Annotated in this window: 23 protein-coding genes; 12 read left to right on the forward strand and 11 right to left on the reverse strand. The window is 73.5% G+C overall.

Features of this window, described 5'->3' with window-relative positions:
* Positions 1–45: 45 nt before the first annotated feature.
* The 4 genes from AB0N31_RS02755 to AB0N31_RS02770 form a co-directional block, all read right to left on the reverse strand.
* Complete coding sequence (locus AB0N31_RS02755) at positions 46–2022, reverse strand: RICIN domain-containing protein (protein ID WP_366056515.1); 1977 nt, start codon at positions 2020–2022, stop codon at positions 46–48.
* 403 nt (positions 2023–2425) lie between these two features.
* Complete coding sequence (locus AB0N31_RS02760; protein WP_366056516.1) at positions 2426–3394, reverse strand: aldo/keto reductase; 969 nt, start codon at positions 3392–3394, stop codon at positions 2426–2428.
* A 116-nt stretch (positions 3395–3510) separates the two neighbouring features.
* Complete coding sequence (locus AB0N31_RS02765) at positions 3511–4026, reverse strand: flavoprotein (RefSeq protein WP_366056517.1); 516 nt, start codon at positions 4024–4026, stop codon at positions 3511–3513.
* Positions 4027–4035: 9 nt separating this feature from the next.
* Positions 4036–4500: a nuclear transport factor 2 family protein gene (locus tag AB0N31_RS02770; protein ID WP_366056518.1), complete on the reverse strand. Its 465-nt coding sequence runs from the start codon at positions 4498–4500 to the stop codon at positions 4036–4038.
* 120 nt (positions 4501–4620) lie between these two features.
* On the opposite strand from AB0N31_RS02770, the gene AB0N31_RS02775 reads away from it, so the two are divergent.
* The 3 genes from AB0N31_RS02775 to AB0N31_RS02785 all read left to right on the forward strand — a co-directional run bounded on the left by AB0N31_RS02775 (position 4621) and on the right by AB0N31_RS02785 (position 6668).
* Entirely contained in the window at positions 4621–5244 is a 624-nt protein-coding gene (locus AB0N31_RS02775; protein ID WP_366056519.1) for a TetR/AcrR family transcriptional regulator, read from the forward strand.
* Between the two features lie 224 nt (positions 5245–5468).
* Positions 5469–6101, forward strand: coding sequence for a LysE family transporter (locus tag AB0N31_RS02780; protein ID WP_366056520.1), 633 nt, complete (start codon positions 5469–5471; stop codon positions 6099–6101).
* A 114-nt stretch (positions 6102–6215) separates the two neighbouring features.
* Positions 6216–6668 carry a nitroreductase family deazaflavin-dependent oxidoreductase gene (locus tag AB0N31_RS02785; RefSeq protein WP_366056521.1) on the forward strand — a complete coding sequence of 151 codons (453 nt, stop codon included), beginning with the start codon at positions 6216–6218 and terminating at the stop codon, positions 6666–6668.
* A gap of 137 nt (positions 6669–6805) precedes the next feature.
* Here the strand turns inward: AB0N31_RS02785 and AB0N31_RS02790 are convergent, their stop codons facing one another.
* The gene (locus tag AB0N31_RS02790; protein ID WP_366056607.1) at positions 6806–7792 is read right to left on the reverse strand and encodes a cation diffusion facilitator family transporter; all 987 of its coding nucleotides are present in this window, start codon (positions 7790–7792) and stop codon (positions 6806–6808) included.
* 200 nt (positions 7793–7992) lie between these two features.
* Between AB0N31_RS02790 and AB0N31_RS02795 the strand changes: the two genes are divergently transcribed.
* Both AB0N31_RS02795 and AB0N31_RS02800 read left to right on the forward strand, forming a co-directional pair.
* Positions 7993–9012: a glutathione S-transferase C-terminal domain-containing protein gene (locus tag AB0N31_RS02795; protein ID WP_366056522.1), complete on the forward strand. Its 1020-nt coding sequence runs from the start codon at positions 7993–7995 to the stop codon at positions 9010–9012.
* A gap of 56 nt (positions 9013–9068) precedes the next feature.
* Positions 9069–9365: a DUF4235 domain-containing protein gene (locus AB0N31_RS02800; protein WP_366056523.1), complete on the forward strand. Its 297-nt coding sequence runs from the start codon at positions 9069–9071 to the stop codon at positions 9363–9365.
* Between the two features lie 42 nt (positions 9366–9407).
* Here AB0N31_RS02800 and AB0N31_RS02805 read toward each other — a convergent pair whose 3' ends face one another.
* The gene (locus AB0N31_RS02805) at positions 9408–9800 is read right to left on the reverse strand and encodes a VOC family protein (RefSeq protein WP_366056524.1); all 393 of its coding nucleotides are present in this window, start codon (positions 9798–9800) and stop codon (positions 9408–9410) included.
* Positions 9801–9869: 69 nt separating this feature from the next.
* Complete coding sequence (locus AB0N31_RS02810; RefSeq protein ID WP_366056525.1) at positions 9870–10334, reverse strand: pyridoxamine 5'-phosphate oxidase family protein; 465 nt, start codon at positions 10332–10334, stop codon at positions 9870–9872.
* A gap of 109 nt (positions 10335–10443) precedes the next feature.
* Here AB0N31_RS02810 and AB0N31_RS02815 point away from each other — a divergent pair, with 109 nt between their 5' ends.
* Positions 10444–10806, forward strand: a complete 363-nt coding sequence (locus AB0N31_RS02815; RefSeq protein WP_366056526.1) for a DUF1304 domain-containing protein — start codon at positions 10444–10446, stop codon at positions 10804–10806.
* Between the two features lie 6 nt (positions 10807–10812).
* Entirely contained in the window at positions 10813–11376 is a 564-nt protein-coding gene (locus AB0N31_RS02820) for a TetR/AcrR family transcriptional regulator (RefSeq protein ID WP_366056527.1), read from the forward strand.
* Positions 11377–11380: 4 nt separating this feature from the next.
* On the opposite strand, the gene AB0N31_RS02825 is transcribed toward AB0N31_RS02820, so the two are convergent.
* Both AB0N31_RS02825 and AB0N31_RS02830 read right to left on the reverse strand, forming a co-directional pair.
* Positions 11381–12229 carry a hypothetical protein gene (locus tag AB0N31_RS02825; protein ID WP_366056528.1) on the reverse strand — a complete coding sequence of 283 codons (849 nt, stop codon included), beginning with the start codon at positions 12227–12229 and terminating at the stop codon, positions 11381–11383.
* 61 nt (positions 12230–12290) lie between these two features.
* Positions 12291–13250, reverse strand: coding sequence for a helix-turn-helix domain-containing protein (locus AB0N31_RS02830; protein ID WP_366056529.1), 960 nt, complete (start codon positions 13248–13250; stop codon positions 12291–12293).
* A gap of 71 nt (positions 13251–13321) precedes the next feature.
* On the opposite strand from AB0N31_RS02830, the gene AB0N31_RS02835 reads away from it, so the two are divergent.
* Both AB0N31_RS02835 and AB0N31_RS02840 read left to right on the forward strand, forming a co-directional pair.
* Positions 13322–14194 carry an NADP-dependent oxidoreductase gene (locus AB0N31_RS02835; RefSeq protein WP_366056530.1) on the forward strand — a complete coding sequence of 291 codons (873 nt, stop codon included), beginning with the start codon at positions 13322–13324 and terminating at the stop codon, positions 14192–14194.
* Positions 14195–14433: 239 nt separating this feature from the next.
* Positions 14434–14814, forward strand: coding sequence for an anti-sigma factor antagonist (locus AB0N31_RS02840; RefSeq protein ID WP_366056531.1), 381 nt, complete (start codon positions 14434–14436; stop codon positions 14812–14814).
* Positions 14815–14827: 13 nt separating this feature from the next.
* Here AB0N31_RS02840 and AB0N31_RS02845 read toward each other — a convergent pair whose 3' ends face one another.
* Positions 14828–15781 carry a ribose-phosphate pyrophosphokinase gene (locus tag AB0N31_RS02845; protein ID WP_366056532.1) on the reverse strand — a complete coding sequence of 318 codons (954 nt, stop codon included), beginning with the start codon at positions 15779–15781 and terminating at the stop codon, positions 14828–14830.
* 199 nt (positions 15782–15980) lie between these two features.
* Here AB0N31_RS02845 and AB0N31_RS02850 point away from each other — a divergent pair, with 199 nt between their 5' ends.
* Both AB0N31_RS02850 and AB0N31_RS02855 read left to right on the forward strand, forming a co-directional pair.
* Positions 15981–16643, forward strand: coding sequence for a DUF4230 domain-containing protein (locus AB0N31_RS02850; RefSeq protein ID WP_366056533.1), 663 nt, complete (start codon positions 15981–15983; stop codon positions 16641–16643).
* A gap of 235 nt (positions 16644–16878) precedes the next feature.
* The gene (locus AB0N31_RS02855) at positions 16879–17538 is read left to right on the forward strand and encodes a VanZ family protein (RefSeq protein WP_366056534.1); all 660 of its coding nucleotides are present in this window, start codon (positions 16879–16881) and stop codon (positions 17536–17538) included.
* A 36-nt stretch (positions 17539–17574) separates the two neighbouring features.
* On the opposite strand, the gene AB0N31_RS02860 is transcribed toward AB0N31_RS02855, so the two are convergent.
* Positions 17575–17817 (reverse strand): hypothetical protein, encoded by a 243-nt coding sequence (locus AB0N31_RS02860; protein WP_366056535.1) that lies wholly within the window; start codon positions 17815–17817, stop codon positions 17575–17577.
* Between the two features lie 308 nt (positions 17818–18125).
* Here AB0N31_RS02860 and AB0N31_RS02865 point away from each other — a divergent pair, with 308 nt between their 5' ends.
* The gene (locus AB0N31_RS02865) at positions 18126–18782 is read left to right on the forward strand and encodes an HAD family hydrolase (protein WP_366056536.1); all 657 of its coding nucleotides are present in this window, start codon (positions 18126–18128) and stop codon (positions 18780–18782) included.
* Positions 18783–18798 lie beyond the last annotated feature (16 nt).

Here is an 18798-nt window from a genome sequence, read left to right on the forward strand (position 1 = left end):
GGCCCGCGACCGGGCCGCTTGGAAGTGCTCCGGCCGACCGTGCCGTCAGCGGCGGCCGTCCGAGCCGGAGCCCCCGTAGTCGTGACCGCCATAGTCGCCGTAGCCGTAGCCGTAGCCGTAGCCGTAGCCGGGGTACGGGGTGCCGCCGCCCGAGCAGTAGGCCCCGTAGGGGTATGCGCAGGCGGGGGTGGTGCTCGGGGTCGGGGTGGGCGTCGGGGTCGGCTTCGGGGTGGGTGTGGGGGCCGGGGGTTCCGACGTCTCGGGGGCGGGCGGCGGGGTCGAGGTCCGGGTGTCGGCGAGGGCGCTGTCGGCGCCCCAGTTGACGACCTGCATCTGGGGGTCCGGCTGCGAGGTGTCGATCACCCAGCGCTGGGCGCCGCTGTCCGTGCGGTTCTTCAGGACGAGGGCGCCGGAGCCGTCGGTGGCGGCGGGCGCCAGGGCGAGGTTCTGGTTGGAGCGCGGGACGAGCGTGCCCTGGAGGGTGAAGTCGTAGCGGACGCTTCTGGCGCCGGGCTGCGAGGCGCCCGCGCAGGGGGACAGCCGCACCGAGTATCCGAGGCGGGAGTCGAGGCAGAGATCCGGGTCGCCGGTGTTGCGCAGCTGCCCGTCGCCCTCGTACGACCACTGCTGGCCCGCGTCCGAGGAGCAGGTGGCCAGCTCGGTCTCGGCGTCCTTCACGGCCTTCGTGCCGACGATGCCGATGCACAGCCCCGAGGCGACGTTGTGCAGGCGGCCGCGCAGGGTGCCCTGGGTCTCCTCGCCCGCGCCCGCCCAGGACGGATCGGGGGTGGAGGCGTCCGTGCCGGGTGCCGGGGTGGCCTCCGTGCCGTCGCCGGAGGAGGCGGAGTCGCCGGACAGCGCCGACCACAGGACGAGCGGGAGGACGACCAGCCCGCTGACGGTGAGCACGGCGACGGCGAGATTGCGGCGCCGGGCCCGGCGGGCCGCCTTGTGGGCCGAACGGCGGGAGACGGGGCGGGAGTTCCCGCCGGAGCCGGAAGGGGAGGCGGTGCGCGGTTCCGGGCCCGGCGCCGGGGTCCCGGTCCGCTCGCCGGTGCCGGTCGTCCCGCCGGGGGGCGCGGCGGCGGGCGTGTCGTCGGTGAACGCCTCGCCGACGGAGGCCGACCGCCGCAGGGGCGGTGCCGCCGCGGGCGCGTCGGCGGAGGGTTCCGTCCGGGCTCGCAGGTAGGCGGCGGCGCCCCAGCCGAGGACGCCCTCGGCGAGGGCGATGCCGAGGCCCGCGTCGAACTGGCCCAGCTGGTCGGCGGTGTGCGCGCAGTGCCGGCAGTGGCCGAGGTGGGCGCGCAGGTCGGGGTCGACGTCGATGCCGCCGCGGCGGCAGGTGACGTCGAGAAGCCGGTGGTAGCGGTGGCAGTCCTCGTCGACGGCGAGTTCGCGGTGGCCCTGGAGGCACTCCTCGCGGAGGCGCTCGCGGGCCCGGCGCAGTTCGACGCGGGCGCCCTCCTCCTCCAGGCCGAGCAGTCCGGCCGGGACGGCGAGGGGTTCGGCCTCGATCTCGGTGTGCCACAGCAGGCAGCGCGCGGACTGGGGCAGCCGCCGGAACGCCCGGGACAGCAGACGGCGGTGCACGGGCGGCAGCAGCCGGGCGGCCGGGCGTTCGCCGTCGTCCTCGGCGGCGCGCAGGTCGGGGTGGAGCAGGTCCCGGCGGCCGTCGGAGTCCCACTCCGCGGCGATGCGGCGCACGGTGACCAGGAGGTGGGGGCGCCAGGCGGAGGTCGGCCCGTCCTGCCGCAGGGTCTCACCGAAGAGCCGGGTGAAGGCCGCCGTGGTGAGCATGCCAGCCGCACGCTCGCCGTCGGCGCACAGCCGCGCGTAGGCGAAGGCCGCCTCCCAGTGCCGGTCCAGCAGTTCACCGACGGGGTGCAACGCGGGTGAGGTGCCCGTCCAGTCCTTGAGGTCGGCGCTCAGTTGTTCGTCCGTCACCTCGAATCGGCGCGCCGAAGAGAATTTCGACAGGCCTGCGTCTTTCACGGCTGCATTCCTCCCGGGGACATGCGGCATAAAGTCCGTACCAAAGGGGTGCGCGAACCCGTCCTCGCAGTGGCGGGGTTCTTTGCGCACAGTGTTCGACATCCCGAACGTCCGCTGGGTACGGCTCTTTTGGAGTGTGGGGGTGAGGACGGGGGATGCCTCGTACGCACAGTCGAGGAAAAGGCTCTCCGTGCGCCGACAAGGCCCCACCTTGACACAGGCGGACCAGACAGAACAAGGGATCTCGCGGTTTCGCACATTGCTCACCGCGGCAATGGTTTTGACAAATCGTCAATTGCGATCGCCATTCGGGGCGGTCGCGGTAATGGTGTCCCTTTCGGGAGGTAATTGCGGGGCGCATTCCGTCCCGGACGCGGCGGGCGCCGGACGGCCCGGGGCCGCGGCACCCGGCGCACCGCCGCTCGCGGCGACCTCAGTGCCCCGAGACCTCGTGCGCGGTGTACGGCTGCTCCAGCTCCCGCGTCTCCTTGTCGGTGAGCGTCAGCTCCACGGCCGCCACCGCGTCCTCGAGGTGGCCCGGTTTCGACGCGCCGACGACCGGGGCCGTCACCGTGCTCCGCCCGAGCAGCCAGGACAGGGCCACCTGGGCACGGGGCACGCCGCGCGCCCCGGCGATGCGGGTGACCGCCTCGACGACGGCGCGGTCGCTCTCGGGGTAGAGGCGGCTGCCGAACTCGTCCCGCGTGCTGCGCCCGGTGACGGCGCCCCAGTCACGGGTGAGGCGGCCCCGGGCCAGCGGGCTCCACGGCAGCACGCCGACGCCCTGGTCGGCGCAGAGCGGCAGCATCTCGCGCTCCTCCTCGCGGTAGAGGAGGTTGTAGTGGTTCTGCATGGAGACGAACTTCGTCCAGCCGTGCCGCTCCGCGGTGTACTGCATCTTGGAGAACTGCCAGGCGTACATCGAACTCGCCCCGAGATAGCGCACCTTGCCCGCCTTGACCAGGTCGTGCAGGGCCTCCATCGTCTCCTCGACCGGGGTGTACGGGTCGAAGCGGTGGATCTGGTAGAGGTCGACGTGGTCGGTGCCGAGGCGGCTCAGGCTGTGGTCGATCTCGGCCAGGATCGCCTTGCGGGAGAGACCGCCGCCGTTGGGCCCCTGCCGCATCCGGCCGTGCACCTTGGTCGCGAGGACGATCTCGTCCCGGCGGGCGAAGTCGCGCAGCGCCGCACCGACGATCTCCTCGCTGGTGCCGTCGGAGTAGACGTTGGCGGTGTCGAAGAAGTTGATGCCGGCGTCGAGCGCCTGCCGGATGAGCGGACGGGACGCGTCCGCATCGAGGGTCCACTCGTGCGTGCCCCGGTCGGGGAGACCGAAGGTCATACAGCCCAGACAGATCCGCGACACGTCCAGACCCGTCGAACCGAGCTTCACGTACTGCATCGTCGTCACTCCTGACGTCGGTCGGGGTACGGAACCGGTTCGACAGTAACGGCCGGGCCCCCTCACCGGCCGGGGCGCGCATCGGCCGGAGCCGGTCGGCCCGGCCGCAGACCGCCTCAGGCGATCAGGTCGAGTGCCCGCTCCCAGTCGAACTCCGCGCCCCCGGTGCCGTCGTGGGGGTGTCCGAAGCGGACGCCCATCCCGCGCAGCCGGATCAGGCTCTCCCGGTAGGCGGGGTGGCCCGCCAGCGCGTCGTTCACACAGGGCAGGACGCCGACGGGAACGCCGAGGCCGGCCGCCTCGGACAGGGTGGCCAGGGCGAGGGTGTCGGCGATGCCGGCCGCCCACTTGTTGACCGTGTTGAAGGTGGCCGGGGCGACGACGACCGCGTCCGGTGCGGGGAACGGCCGCGGTTCGCCGGGCCGCCGCCAGGCCGAGCGCACGGGCCGGCCGGTGCGCGCCTCGGCGGCGGCCGTGTCGAAGAAGCCGTTCGCGGCGACGGGCGTCGCGATCACGCCCACCTGCCACCCCCTCTCCTGCGCGGCGGCGATCAGCCTGCCGACGTCCGCGGCGATGCCGGCGGCGCAGACGACGACGTAGAGGAAGGGCGGTTTCTCGTCCTGTGCGGTCACGCGCGCACCCTACTGAAGGGGAAGGGACGCCCCGCGTTCGGCCTCGGGGCGCGGGCCGTGGATGCGGCGCTCGTGCTCCTCGATGGGGACGTCGTCGATGCTCGCCTCCCGACGGGTCATCAGCCCCCGCTCGTCGAACTCCCACAGTTCGTTGCCGTAGCTGCGCGTCCAGCGGCCGTCGGCGTCCTGCGACTCGTACTGGAAGCGGACCGCGATGCGGTGGCCGTCGTGCGCCCACAGGTCCTTGCGCAGGGCGTACTCGCGCTCCCGGGCCCACTTGGCGGTGAGGAACTCGACGATGGCGGCACGGCCGGTGAGGAAGGTGTCGCGGTTGCGCCAGACCGAGTCCTCGGAGTAGGCGAGCGCGACCCGGTGCGGGTCGCGGGTGTTCCAGGCGTCCTCGGCGGCCTGGACCTTGAGGGCGGCGCTCTCGCGGGTGAACGGCGGCACGGGCGGGCGGACGTCGGACGGCATGCGGGCTCCTCGCGTGACGAGAGCGGGAGAACGAGCGTTCTCCATCAGGCTGCTACGGTAGGAGAACGCTCGTTCTCGCGTCAAGGCGGGGCGGACCCGGCACGGAGGGGAAGACAGGCCATGGACCCGGCGACGGCCCGTGAACAGGCACTCGACGCCGCGGAGGAGCTGTTCTACGGGCGGGGCGTGCACTCCGTCGGCATGGACGACATCCGGAGCGCGTCGGGCGTGTCGCTCAAGCGGCTGTACCAGCTCTTCCCGGCGAAGGAGCAGTTGGTGGAGGCCTGTCTGGAGCGCCGCGACGTGCGCTGGCGGGGGCGCCTGGCCGAGTTCGTCGCCCGTCGCGAGGACCCCTCGGACCGGGTCCTCGCCGTGTTCGACTGGCTGGAGGGGTGGTTCGGTGAGCCCGGCTTCCGCGGCTGCGCCTGGATCAACGCGTACGGCGAACTCGGGGCCGGTTCGGAACGGGTGGCGCGTCAGGTGCGGGCGCACAAGGAGGCGTTCCGCGACCACCTCGCCGCTCTCGTGGCCGGGGCGGGGCTGCCCGCCGGCCTGACCGGGCCGCTGTTCCTGCTGGCCGAGGGGGCGATGGTGACCGCCGGGATCACCGGCTCCACCGGTCCGGCCGCCGAGGCGCGGGAGGCCGCCCGGCAGCTGCTGAGCACCGTACGGCCGGACAGCCGGCCGCCCTCGGCCGCCGGGCCGGACCGGGCGGGACCGGACACACCGAGCCGGACGCCGTGAGCCGGACGCGGTGAGGCGGGGGCGGTGGGACGGGGGCGGCCGCCCACCCGTTCGACCCTGCGCGCCGGCGGCCCGGAAAACGCGTTGCCGTGCCGCGGCCGCCACCCGCAAGCTCTGCCCATGCCCACGCTCGTCGCACCGCTGCCGTCGCTGTCCACCGCCGTCCCCGTGACGCCGGGCCGACAGCAGACCGGCAGCCACCGGAGGCCCGAGCCCACGCGCCCGTGACGGCCGCGCTGGTCGCCGGCCTGGTCGCGGGATACGGCATCGCCGTCCCCGTCGGCGCGGTCGGGACCCACCTCGTCTCCCTCACCGCCCGTACCTCCCTGCGCACCGGTGTGAGCGCCGCGCTCGGCGTCGCCACCGCCGACGGGCTCTACGCCCTGCTCGCCACCCTCGGCGGCTCGGCCCTGGCCGCCGCGCTGCGCCCCGCGCTCGGTCCGCTGCGCTGGGCCTCGGCCCTGGTGCTGCTGGCCCTGGCGGCCCGGAGCGCGACGACGGCCGTACGCCGCTACCGCGCCCGCCGGCTCACCACCCGGACCGCTCTTGCCCCGCCGACAGGGCCGAGTGCGGCGCGGGCCTGGCTGAGCCTGCTCGGCCTCACCCTCCTGAACCCGACCACCGTGGTCTACTTCGCGGCGCTCGTCCTCGGCACCGGCACCGCGGACGCCGTACGCCCCTCGGAGCAGGGGGTGTTCGTGCTGGCGGCCTTCGCCGCGTCCGCGAGCTGGCAGCTGCTGCTCGCCGGGAGCGGCGCCCTGCTGGGCCGGGCCCTGACCGGCCACCGGGGGCGGCTGCTGACCGCGCTCGGGTCGAGCGCGGTCATGACCGTGCTGGCTCTGCGCATGGTGGCCTGATCGTGCCGGCCCGGCGCGTGGCGGGGCGACGGTGCGTCACGCGGCGGATGAAACGCGCCGGTGCCAGTGTTGAGGGTGGTTGCCGATCGACGACATGACGAAGGGACGGATGCCATGCCTCTCGAGGGCGAGTACGAACCGAGTCCGACCCAGTGGGTGCGCGAGCAGGTGGAGTTGTACGAGAGCTCCGGCGGCACCCGGGGGACCACGCTCCTGGACACCGGAAAGCCCGTGATCGTCCTGACGACCGTGGGCTCGAGGAGCGGGAAGATCCGCAAGACGCCCCTGATGCGGGTGGAGCACGAGGGACACTACGCCGCGGTCGCCTCGCTGGGCGGGGCCCCCAAGCATCCGGTCTGGTACTTCAACGTGAAGGCCGATCCGCGCGTGGAGCTCCAGGACGGGCCGGTGAAGCAGGACATGAGGGCCCGTGAGGTGACCGGCGAGGAGAAAGCGCGATGGTGGGAGCGCGCGGTCGCCGCGTTCCCGCAGTACGCCGAATACCAGGAGAAGACGGACCGGGAGATCCCCGTGTTCGTCCTGGAGCCGGCGGACCGGCCGCACTGACCCGGCGCCCCGCGCGGGAGCGCCGGCCGGTGGAACGGCCGGCGCCCGCCGGAGGGATCCCGTGGAAAAGCCGGAGGGATCCCGTGGAAAATCCGCCCGGCACAGGCATGGGCGTGCCCGCGCCGGGCAGTCGACTGTCAGGCCCCGCCGCGCTCCCCCGTCGCGGCGGGGCTTTCGTCGTGTTCCCGGCAGGCGCGGTCGGTCACGTCGAGGAAGATCTGGTCGGCCTCGGGGACGACACCGGCGAGGGAGCGTTTGATGCGCACCGCGACCTCCTCGACGCGCTCGCTGTCCATCCCCGGCACCAGGTCGACGCGGGCGGCCACCAGCGCCGAGCCCACGCCCGTGCGCATCGTGAACAGTCCCTCCACGCTGTCGATCTCCGGCTGCGCGTCCAGCAGGGCTCGGATCCGGCCGGCGGTCTCGGGGTCGGCGGCCTCACCGATCAGCTGGTCGCGGGCCTCGCGGCCGAGGCCGTAGGCGACGCAGACCAGGAGCGCGCCGATGGCGAGCGAGGCGGACGCCTCCCACACCACCTGGCCGGTCACCATGTGCAGGGCCATGCCGGCCGCGGCCAGGGCGACGCCGAGCACCGCGGTGCCGTCCTCGGCGAGGACCGTGCGCAGGGCCGGGTCGCGCAGGCCCGCGGTGCCGCCCTGGCGGCGCGCCTGGTGCAGGGCCCGCAGCAGTGAGGCCCCCTCCGCGAGGAAGGCCACGCCGAGCACCACCAGGCCGGCCACATAGCCGCTGAACTTCTCCTCGGTGTCCGTGTGCAGGGCCTCGACGCCCTGGAAGAAGGAGAAGCAGCCGCCCATGACGAAGATGCCCACGGCCGCGAGGAGCGACCAGAAGAAGCGTTCCTTGCCGTAGCCGAAGGGGTGCCGACGGTCGGCGGGGCGGCGGCTGCGGCGCAGCGCGGCGAGCAGGAAGACCTCGTTGAGGCTGTCGGCGACGGAGTGCGCCGCCTCGGACAGCAGCGCGGGCGAGCCCGCGAGCAGGCCCCCGACCAGTTTGGTGACCGCGATGACCAGGTTGGCCACGAGCGCCACCAGCACGGTGACGCGGGTACTGCGGTCGGCAGCGGGCCCGGCGGTGCTCTTCGCGCTCGTCCCTCGGGCCGTCACACCGTCGGGGGCCGTGCCCTGCGCGGTCGTGGCGTCCGGGCCCGCCGTCTGCGAGGTGGCGCCTTCCGCGGTCGTGGTTTTCGATGAAGTACCCGTCACTTCCGCCGGTTGCCCCGGCCGATCGGACTCATACCGTGCCGTCGGCGGAAAACGGGGAAGGCGGTGAACGACGCACGTACGCACCACGACCGGGAGGAACCATGGCGGGCCGGGCCGACGGCAACAGTGCCTACGGGCACAAGGCGTTCGAGCGGGCCGAGAGCCACTTCGCCGACCGGATCACCGCGGACGGCCGCGACGGGTGGCCGGTGGCGGCCGGCCGGTACCGCCTGGTCGTCAGCAGGGCCTGCCCGTGGGCGAGCCGCGCCGTGATCTCCCGGCGGCTGCTCGGGCTGGAGGACGCCCTGTCGATGGCGATCGCCGACCCGGTCCAGGACGACCGCAGCTGGCGTTTCGCCCTGGACCCCGACGGCCGGGACCCGGTGCTCGGCATCCGCTTCCTCGCCGAGGCCTACGAGCGGCGCGCGAAGGACCACCCCGGCGGGGTGAGCGTGCCGGCGATCGTGGACGTCACCGACGGGAAGCTGGTCACCAACGACTACCAGCGGATCACCCTCGACCTCGCCACGGAGTGGAGTGCCCTGCACCGGGAGGGGGCGCCCGACCTCTACCCGGAGCCGCTGCGCGACGAGATCGACGCGGTCATGGCCGAGGTGTACGAGGACGTCAACAACGGTGTGTACCGGGCGGGTTTCGCCGACGGGCAGGGCGCGTACGAGGAGGCCTGCGCGGCGGTCTTCCGGCGGCTGGAGCTGCTGGCGTCCCGGCTGGCCGGGCAGCGGTATCTCGTCGGCGACACGATCACCGAGGCGGACATCCGGCTGTTCACCACACTGGTGCGGTTCGACGCCGTGTATCACGGTCACTTCAAGTGCAACCGGTGGAAGCTGGCGGAGAACGAGGTGCTGTGGGCGTACGCCCGTGACCTCTTCCAGACGCCCGGGTTCGGTGACACCGTCGACTTCGATCACGTCAAGCGCCACTACTACCAGGTCCACACCGGCATCAACCCGACCCGGATCGTCCCCCTCGGACCCGACCTGTCCGGCTGGCTGAGCCCGCACCACCGGGAGCGGCTGGGCGGGCGGCCGTTCGGCGACGGGACGCCGCCGGGTCCGGTGCGACCGGGCGAGGAGGTCCCGGCGCAGGGCCGGCCCTGACCCCCCGCACACCCGTTCCGTCCCTACTTTCCGTTCCCGAACATCAGGAGGCACACGTGGGAAAGAAGCAGAAGCTCCCGCTCGTCTACCAGCCCGTCGGATTCGCCTTCGGCTGGGCCGGCGGTGCGCTGGCGGGGATGGCCTTCCGCAAGATCTGGAAGGTCGTCCGTCACGAGGACGACGCGCCGGACGCCCTGGACCGGGACCGCGGCTGGGGGGAGGTCCTCCTCGCCGCGGCGATCCAGGGGGCGATCTTCGCCGCGGTCCGCAGCGCGGCGGACCGTACGGGCGCGAAGGCCATCGAACGGTCCACCGGCGTGTGGCCGGCGAAGGACAAGAGCGGCCGGGACTGACGGACACGGACGGCGCCGCCCCTTCGCGGGGCGGCGCCGTCCTCAGTTCTGCTTGGGTGCCGTGGACGGCCGCAGGCGCAGGGTGAAGGAGTGCCCGGCCGGATCGGCGTACTGGCGTTCCTCGTGCGCGCCGGCGGCGCCCTTCGTCTCCAGGGGGCGCCCGGCCAGGCCCACGATCCGGCGTTCCGCCTCGTCCAGGTCCTCCACCAGGAACTCGAGATGGGCCTGGAGCGAGGCCTCGGGGCGGGGCCAGCTGGGCGGGGTCGCGTTGACGTCGCGCCGGAAGCCCAGCCGGGTGCCGGCGGCGCCCGTGATCTCCACGAGGTTGGCGGACGCGTGGGTCACCTCGGCGTCCAGCAGGCCCGCGTAGAACTCGGCGAGCTTCTCGGGCTCGGCGCAGTCGAGCACCACGATGCCCGCTTTCACCAGTGACATGTCTCCTCCGCGAGGTTCAGGTGGCGGGGCGGACCCGCGCCGCCCCCGAACCCTGCGGTTACCCCGGATTCAGTCGGCCATCAGCCACTCGCCGTCCCGCATCAGCTCCCGTCCCGCGAGGTCGTCCGTCTCGCGCCAGGCCTGGATCCGGCGCGGCCGGACGTAGAAGTACAGGTAGGGCTCGGCCAGTTCGCGTGGGTCGAAGCCGGTCTTGGCCGCGAAGATCTCGGCGTCCTCCTCCGGCAGGTCGGCGGGCTCCACCGCCAGGACGGAACCCTCGACGAGCACGACGTCCCGGGTGGGGCCGATGCCGAGGCGGGCGACGCCGGTGGCGCGCAGGTTCCGTCCGGTGCGGCTCGCGGCCGGGGTGGCGATCAGCAGGGTTGCGCCGTCCCAGACGTAGGAGAGCGGGATCAGGTAGGGGGCCGCGCCGTCCTCGGCGGCGGTGGCGACCCAGGCGTCGACGTCGTGTTCCAGCCGGTGCAGGGTGTCGTGCTTGCGCTGCCTCGGGGAGCGTGCGGGTGCTGAGGTCATGATCCCAGTGTGGTCGCGGACGGCTGTCCGCGCAGGGCGCCCCGGCCGCTGGACTTCCGGGACACCCGTCCAGCTATAGTGGACACCTGTCCAAGAAATGAGGAAGACGATGGAAGCCGTCGCCGACGTTCTCGTGGGGCTGGTCGCCGCACTGCATGTCTACATCCTGGTGCTGGAGATGTTCCTGTGGCAGGGGAAGCGGGGGCGCGCCTTCCACGGCTTCGACGCGGAGATGGCCCGGGCGACCGCACCGCTGGCCGCCAACCAGGGCCTGTACAACGGGTTCCTGGCGGCAGGCCTGGTCTGGGGGCTGGTCGCCGGTGACCCGACCGGCTTCCGGGCTCAGGTGTTCTTCCTGTGCTGCGTGATCGTCGCGGGCGTCTACGGCGCGGTCACGGCGAACCGCCGGATCCTGTTCGCGCAGGCGCTGCCCGGCGCCCTCGCCCTGACCGCCGTGCTGATCGCGCGGTGACCCGCGGTGACCCGCGGCGAGCCCGAGGACCCGCGGACGGCCCGCACCCGGGCGAGGCTGCGCACCGCGCTCCTCGACGAGTGCGCGGAGCGGCCGCTGGCGGAGGTCGGCGTCGCCGCGCTGGTCCGCCGCGCCGGCGTCGGCCGGGCCACCTTCTACGTCCACTACGACGACCTGGAGGCCCTCGCCGTCGACGCCTGCGCGGACGTCGTGGGTGAGGCGGTGGAGGCGCTGCACGCCTGGCGGGGGCGGCCCGACCCGGTGCACGCCCCCGCGGCGCTCGCGGAGTTCTTCACGTCGCTGACCCCGCACGCGGCGCTGTACCGCGCCCTGTTGACGCCGGGTGGCGGGGGCCCGCTGGGCCGGGTGCTGCACCGGGACCTGCGGGCGTACAGCCTGCGGGAGCGCGAGCGGGCGGGGGCGGCCGACGCGCCGCTCGTCGCCTCGGCCGTCGCCGCGACCTTCGCCGGGGTGCTCGCGGACTGGCTGCACGGCCTGCTGGACGCGGGGCCCGCCGAGATCGCCGACCAGGTGTGGCAGTTGCTGGTCGCCCTGCACGCGAGCCGCTGAACCCTCACATGCAGGCCGGCCCGCCCGTCGCCGCGGGCCAGGCCTCGACGCCGTCGGGGGTGCGGACGTACGCCGTCCTGCGGTCGTGCGTCAGCCACAACTGCCCTTCCCCGTACCGGTACCCGGTGTCGTGCGCGTCGGCGGGAAGCGGCACGTCGGGGTCGTACGGGGCGGTCAGCAGGTCGGTTCCGAGGGCGCCGTCGGGGTCGCGGACGTAGGTGGTGGCCGTCTCGCCGCGGCCGAGGGTGAGGAAGCGCGCGGACTGCCAGCCGCAGTGCTCCGGGCCGGTGGAGCTGTGGATGCGGGCGACGGGCTGCCGCTCGCCCCGGGCGTCCGTCCAGAACTCGTACCGCTGCGAGCCGGTGAAGCCGGCGGGAAGTTCGGCCGGGTCGCAGGAGGCGTTGGTCTCGGGGCCCCAGCCGGGCCGGTCCCGCTGGTCGTGGGCGACGACGACGGCCACCTTGGTGCGGCCGCCGACGTCGAAGGAGTACAGCACCCGTTCGCCCTCGCGGCGTTCCACGCGGTAGCCGGAGCGGGGCACTTCGGGGGCGAGGAGCGTGAAGTAGAGCCGCAGTCCCTCCTCCGGGGTGTCGCCTCCGTCGCCGCGGCTCCAGCCGTCGGGTCCGTTGCCCTCGAAGATCTCGCCCTCGCACTCCAGGGCCCGGCCCGCGGCGCCGGTGACGGCGAGCAGGGCCTGCGCGGTGCTCCCGTCCTCCTCCCCGGCGGGGACGTCGAGCGGGCCGCTGTACGGGGTGGCCGGCGCGGTCCCCTCGACGACCAGGTCCTCGCCCCCGGCGCCGCATCCCACGGCCACGGCCGCCAGCACCGCCACCGCCACAAGTCCTCCGCGCATTCCCGCTCCCGTCCCTCCGACCGTCCTCGCGCTCCTGCGACGCGGCGGGGGCCCGGAACGTTCAGCGGGCCGCCTGGAACGTCTTCCGGTACGCCTGGGGCGAGACACCGATCGACGCGTGCAGGTGCTGGCGCAACGAGGCGCCGGTGGCGAAGCCGACCCGGCCGGCGATCTGGTCCACCGTGAGGTCGCTGGCCTCCAGCAGGTGCCGGGCGTGCGCCACGCGCTGCTGGATCAGCCAGCGGCCGGGGCTGAGGCCCACCTCGTCGTGGAAGCGGCGGGCGAAGGTGCGCAGGCTCATCCGGGCGTGCGCCGCGAGGTCGGCGAGGGTGAGGGGTTCGCCGAGGCGCCGCAGGGCCCAGGCGCGGGTGGCCGCCGTGCTCGCGGCGCCGGTCTCGGGCACCGGGCGCTCGATGTACTGGGCCTGCCCGCCCTCCCGGAAGGGCGGGACCACACAGCGGCGGGCCACGGTGTTGGCGAGGTCGCTGCCGTGGTCCTTGCGGACGAGGTGGAGGCAGATGTCGACGCCCGAGGCGGCGCCGGCGGAGGTGAGCACCGGGTCGTCGTCGACGAACAGGACGTCCGGGTCGAGGTCGACGCGCGGGAACAGCCGGCGGAACTCGTCGGCGAGCTGCCAGTGGGTGGTGGCCCGGCGGCCGTCGAGGACCCCGGCGGCGGCGAGTACGAAGGCGCCGGTGCAGATGGACACGGTGCGCGTGCCGGGACGGATGCGGGCGAGGGCCGCGGCGACCTCGTCGGGGAGGTCGGGGCCGACGCGCGCGGGCGACACCGGGGGGATGACGACGGTGTCGGCGGTCTCGAGCGCCTCGGGGCCGTGCTCGACGCCGATCGTGAAGTCCGATTCGGTGCGCACGGGACGGCCGTCGACCGTACAGGTCAGCACCTCGTAGCGGCCGTCCGCCGCGCCGAGGATGCGGCTCGGCATACCGAGTTCGAAGGGATAGACGCCGTCCAGGGCGAGGACGACCACGCGTTCCGGAGTCCGCTGCCTGTCATGCATGGCACGATCTTATCGAAGAGTGGCAATCATGCCATTTACCGGGTGCGCGGACCCTGGCAGGCTGTGGCCCCATGAGTACTGAGCGCACGATGCGCGTCATCGGACAGGACGTCCTCGGGGGACCCGAGGTTCTGAAGGTGGAGACGGTGGAGCGGCCCGAGCCGCGCCCCAACGAGGTGCTGGTGCGGGTGCGCGCGGCCGGGGTGAACCCCACGGACTGGAAGCACCGCGCCTCGGGCGGTTTCCTCGGCAAGCCGCCGTTCACGCTCGGCTGGGACCTCTCCGGCACGGTGGAGAAGGTGGGCATCGGCGTCGCCGCCTTCGCGCCCGGCGACGACGTCTTCGGCATGCTGCCCTATCCGCACGGCCACGGCTCGCACGCCGAGTACGTCGTCGCCCCGGTGCGCGCCCTCTGGCACAAGCCCGCCTCGATCGACCACGTGCAGGCGGCCGCGCTGCCGCTGGTGTCACTGACCGCCCTCCAGGCGCTCGGCGAGGTCGCCGACCTCCGGGCGGGCCAGCGGGTGCTGATCCACGCGGCGGCCGGCGGCGTCGGACACGTGGCCGTGCAGATCGCCAAGGAGCGTGGCGCCCACGTGATCGGCACGGCGAGCGCGGCCAAGCACGACTTCCTGCGGGACCTGGGCGCCGAGGAGGTGATCGACTACCGGGAGACGGACTTCACCGAGGCCGTGAAGGACGTCGACGTGGTGCTGGACACCATCGGCGGGAGCACCTCGACGGGGTCGCTGCGGGTGCTGCGCCCGGGCGGCGTCGTGGTGTCGATCCTGCCGGTCGGGTCGCGGAAGTTCTTCGAGGAGGCCGAGGCGCTCGGCGTGCGCGCCACGATCGCCGGGACGTTCCCGCTGGCCGACGCCGCCGAGGCACACCGGCTCGGCGACACCGGCCGGACCACCGGCAAGCTGGTCCTGACCGTCGACTGACGGCCCGTCATTCCCCCTGCGGTGGGCGCGTGTACGCTCGCCGTAGGGGTATTCTTCACCACTTCGTTCACGACACGAAAAAACTCGGTCGAGACACGCCCTTATTTCGAAGACATATGTCAATCGAACATGCTGGAATTCACTCGATCGGGGGTAACTTGCTGGGTGGGGAACTGCCGTGCGCACCCCCGCCGTTGAAGGCTCCCGACCGGTGGAGCTGTGTGGGAGGCGATGTCGTCGTGCAGCAGAAACCCGCCGCGGACACCCCGCATCTGCGCGTCCGCGAGGACCGGGGGTACACGGTGCTGGAGTTCCGCGGCGAGATCGACATCGTTGCCGCTGCGGAGATCGGCTCCCTCCTGGACAGCGCGACGGCCGGCCCCGCACCGCGCGTCGTGCTCGACCTGAGCGGGATCGAGTTCTTCGACTGCTCGGGGCTGCGCCTGCTCTACCGCGCCCGCGCCCGGGTCCGCGACCACGGCGGTGACCTGCGCCTCGTCTGCACCCACGCGCTGACGCTGCGCATCCTGCGGGCCACCGGCCTGTCCCGGCTGCTGCCGCCCGCGGCCAGCCTGGAGGCGGCCCTGGAACGGCCGGGGGCCACGTCCGGCTCGTTATGACCCCGCCCGGGGTCTATCCGGTACGGTCCGCGTCGAAGAGGGCGCTGACCGACTCACCGTTGTGAATGCGCCGTACGGCCTCGGCGAGGGCCGGGGCGATGGACAGCACGCGCAGCTTGTCCGTGTGTTCCTCCGCCGCCACGGGCACGGTGTTGGTGCACACGATCTCCAGCACGTCCGGCTGCTCGCTGAGCCGTTTGAGGGCACCGCCCGCGAAGAGTCCGTGCGTGCAGGCCACCCGGATCGACCGGGGCCCCGACTCCCTGAGCCGGTCCAGGAGTTCGAGGACGGTGCTGCCCTTGGCGATCTCGTCGTCCAGCACGATCACGTCCCGTCCGGCGACCTCGCCGATCACCGTGTTGATGCTGACCCGGTCGTCGGCGTACCGCTGTTTGGCGCCGGCCGCCACCTGCGCGCCGAGCATCCGGGCGAACGCGGCCGCCTCCTTGGCGTTGCCGAGGTCGGGCGAGACGACGGTCGTCCGGGTGAGGTCGTAGCGGCGGAAGTGGGCGGCGAGTTCCCGGCGGGCGTGCAGGTGGTCGACGGGGACCGAGAAGAAGCCGTGCACCTGGGGAGAGTGCAGCGTCATGGTGAGGACGCGGTGCACTCCCGCCGCCGTCATCAGGTCGGCGACCAGCCGTCCGCCCAGGGAGATGCGGGGCGCGTCCTTCTTGTCGGAGCGGGCGTAGGAGTAGTGCGGCATGACGACGGTGATCCGGCCCGCGGACGCCCCGCGGGCCGCGTCGCACATCAGCAGCAGTTCCACCAGGTGCTCCTGCACGGGCCGGACCAGGGGTTGCACGAGGAAGACGTCGCGTTCCCGGCAGTTCGCCCGGAGCTGGACCTCCAGGCAGTCGTTGGCGAACCTGCTGAGCCGCGACGGGCTGAGGGGCACGCCGAGGTGGGCGCAGACCTCGGCGGCCAGCTCGGGGTGGGCACTGCCGCTGAACACGGAGATGTCACGCACTGAGGCTCCTCGGATGAACCGGGTCCGGCGGGATCTCCCATGCTGGCCGATGCCGCCCTCCCCGTCACCCTCACCGGTCCGCCGTCCGGGCCGCCCCCGCCCGGAACCGTCCCGGACGCCCGTGTCACGGCTACTCAACAGGGCGGCCTGTCAAGGCGTTTGACGGGCATCAGGTGAGCAGGAAGGAGGGAGCGCCGACATGACGACTTCCATCAAGCGCCTCCCCAGGCGCATGCCCGGCTGGGCCAAGGTGCTCACCGCCGTCGTGGTCGTGCTCGTCGTGATGTTCGCGGGGATCCGGCTGAGCCTGCTGCCGGGACTGCGCGACGTCTTCGGCACCGAGACCCACGACCGTTCGGGGCCCGCGCTGCTCAGGTCCATCCAGGACATGAGCCGCTACGAGGCCGCCTCCGGCAACTTCCAGGTCGTCGTCGACCTGGAGAAGGACGCCAAGTACCTCCCCGACGCGCTCCGCGGCACCAGGACCCTGTACGTCGGGGCGGGCACCGTGGACGCCTACGTCGACCTCGGCAAGGTGGGCGACAAGGACGTGACGGTCGACGGCGACCGTACGTCGGCCACCCTCCGGCTGCCGCACGCACAGCTCGGCACACCGGCCCTCGACCCCGAGCGCTCCTACGCCGTCTCCAAGCAGCGCGGCCTCCTGGACCGGCTCGGCGACCTCTTCTCGGACAACCCCAACGGCGAGCAGGCCGTGCAGAAGCTCGCGGTCCGTCACATCGGCGACGCCGCGAAGGACAGCGAGCTGACCGCGCGCGCCGAGACCAACACCACCGCCATGCTCCAGGGCCTGCTGCGGTCCCTCGGCTTCAAGGAGGTGCGCGTGACCTACGGCGCGTGACCCGATCCGCCGCCCGGCCCCTGGGGCGACCCGGCCCGGCCGGCTGCGGCGGACGGTCGCGCGGGGGTGGAAGCCGGTGCCGCGAGGAGCAGGCAGGGCGAGCGCGGCGCGGAACGCGCGAGCGGAAGCTGCGGGGTGGCGGGGGGTGGGGATCCCGGCCGAGAGCCCTCGCATCCTCCGGACGTTCGGGGGTAACAGCCCTACCACGCAGGGGAGTTGAAGACTGGAGGACCGCATGGACCGTGCAGCCCTACGTCCGCGTGCCGCCGCGTTGCGCGCGCGTACCGCGTTTCGCCTGCGCACCGCGAAACCCGAACCGCCGGCGAGGCCCGAGCCGCCCGCGGAGACCGGGCCGGCCAAGCGCGGCAAGAAGGCGAGGCCCGCCGAGCGGGCGAAGTCCGGCAGTGCCGAGCAGGGCGGACGCCGGCCGCTGCCGCTGCCCCTGCGGCTGCTGGCGATGCTGATCGCCTTCGTGTTCATGGTGGCGTTCGCCGTCGTGCTGGCCCGGCTCACCCTGGAGCCGTCGCCCGCCTCCGAGGCGCTCGTGCACTCGAATCTGCGGCCCGGCCAGTCACTGAGGGCGTACCTGGACCAGCCGGAGCTGCGCGACGCGGTGAAGCAGATCGGCGGGAACCTGCTGCTCGGCGTGCCGTTCGGCGTGCTGGTGCCGGTCGTCGCGCCCCGGGCGCGCGGACTGGTGCGGGTCCTGCTGCTGACCGCGAGCGTGATGCTGCTGGTGGAGTTCGCCCAGGGCGCGCTGGTGACCGGGCGCGCCTTCGACGTCGACGACGTCATCCTCAACACGACGGGCGCGCTCATCGGGTACCTGCTGGTGGGCCGGCGGATGAGCCGGGCCGTGCACGCGCGGGAGCGCCGGGTGACGAGGCGGGCGTGACGGAGGGGGCGGCCGACGGGGGCGGCCGGAGCGTTCTCAACGGTGCCGGGGCCTCCAGGTGTACCGGTCACCGCCCACCCAGCGCACCACGTCCGGGTCGTCGAGGTCGTGGACGGTGATGCCGTACGCGGCGGCTGTCTCGAGGAGGTCGGTGACGTCCCTGGCCTCACCGACCACCTCTCCGTCGATTTCCACGATGCGGAACGGCGACTTGCACGGCTGCACCCCGAGCACCGTGATCCGCGGTCGGGAGATGTAAGGGCTCGCGCTTTCGGTCATGTCATAGAGCGTAAATCGCAACCAGCCGGTACGAATCACCTGATTTTTCCGCCGACTCCGCCGCCCCCGCCGTGGCGCGGGTGCGGCACCGCCGCCTCGGCGGCACCCTGGGTGGCGGGCCGCCCGGAGGCCCCGTGTTCGCCCAGCCGGGTGACCCCCCGGTCCCCGGACGACCTGCCGGCCCGGACCCGGGAGGGCCGGGTGGGGGTGGGCGTGGCGGGCGGCCGACGTGGTACCCGGTGCGGGCCGCTCGAGCGGACGGAGCCGTCCCGCGCGAGTGAAGCCCCGTACGACGAAAGGAACCCCGGATGGAACGCGCCGCCGTCTTCGACGTCGACGGCACCCTCGTCGACACCAACCACCTCCACGTCGTGACCTGGTGGGAGGCCTTCCGCCAGGCGGGCCACCGGGTGCCCATGCACGCCCTGCACCGGGCGATCGGGCTCGGGTCCACCGACCTGATCGCCCACGTGCTGGGCGAGGACCGCGACGAGGACCGGGACGCCGGGCTGAGCGCCGCCCACACGGCCCTGTACGGCCAGTACTTCGACCGGCTGCCCGCGCTGCGGGACGCCGGGGCGCTGCTGAGGCGGCTGCACGGGAACGGCTGGAAGGTGGTGCTCGCCACCTCGGCGAGCGGTACGGAGCTGGCGGCGCTGCGGCGGGCCCTCGACGCCGACGAGGCGATCACCGCCACGGCGAGCGCGGACGACGTCGAGGAGGGCAAACCCGCGCCCGAACCCGTCGAGCACGCCCTGGAGCTGGCCGGGGTGCCGGCCGAGCGGGCCGTGTTCGTCGGCGACACCGTGTGGGACATGCGGGCGGGCCGCCGGGCCGGGGTCCGCTGCGTCGGCGTGCTGTGCGGCGGCATCCCGCGCTCCGACCTGGAGGAGGCGGGCGCCCAGGCGGTCTACGACGGTCCGGCCCAGCTGCTGGCAGCCCTGGAGGACAGCCCGCTGGCATGAGCATCCGCGGCGGAAC

The sequence above is a fragment of the Streptomyces sp. NPDC051051 genome (assembly GCF_040682975.1).
GTDB lineage: Bacteria > Actinomycetota > Actinomycetes > Streptomycetales > Streptomycetaceae > Streptomyces.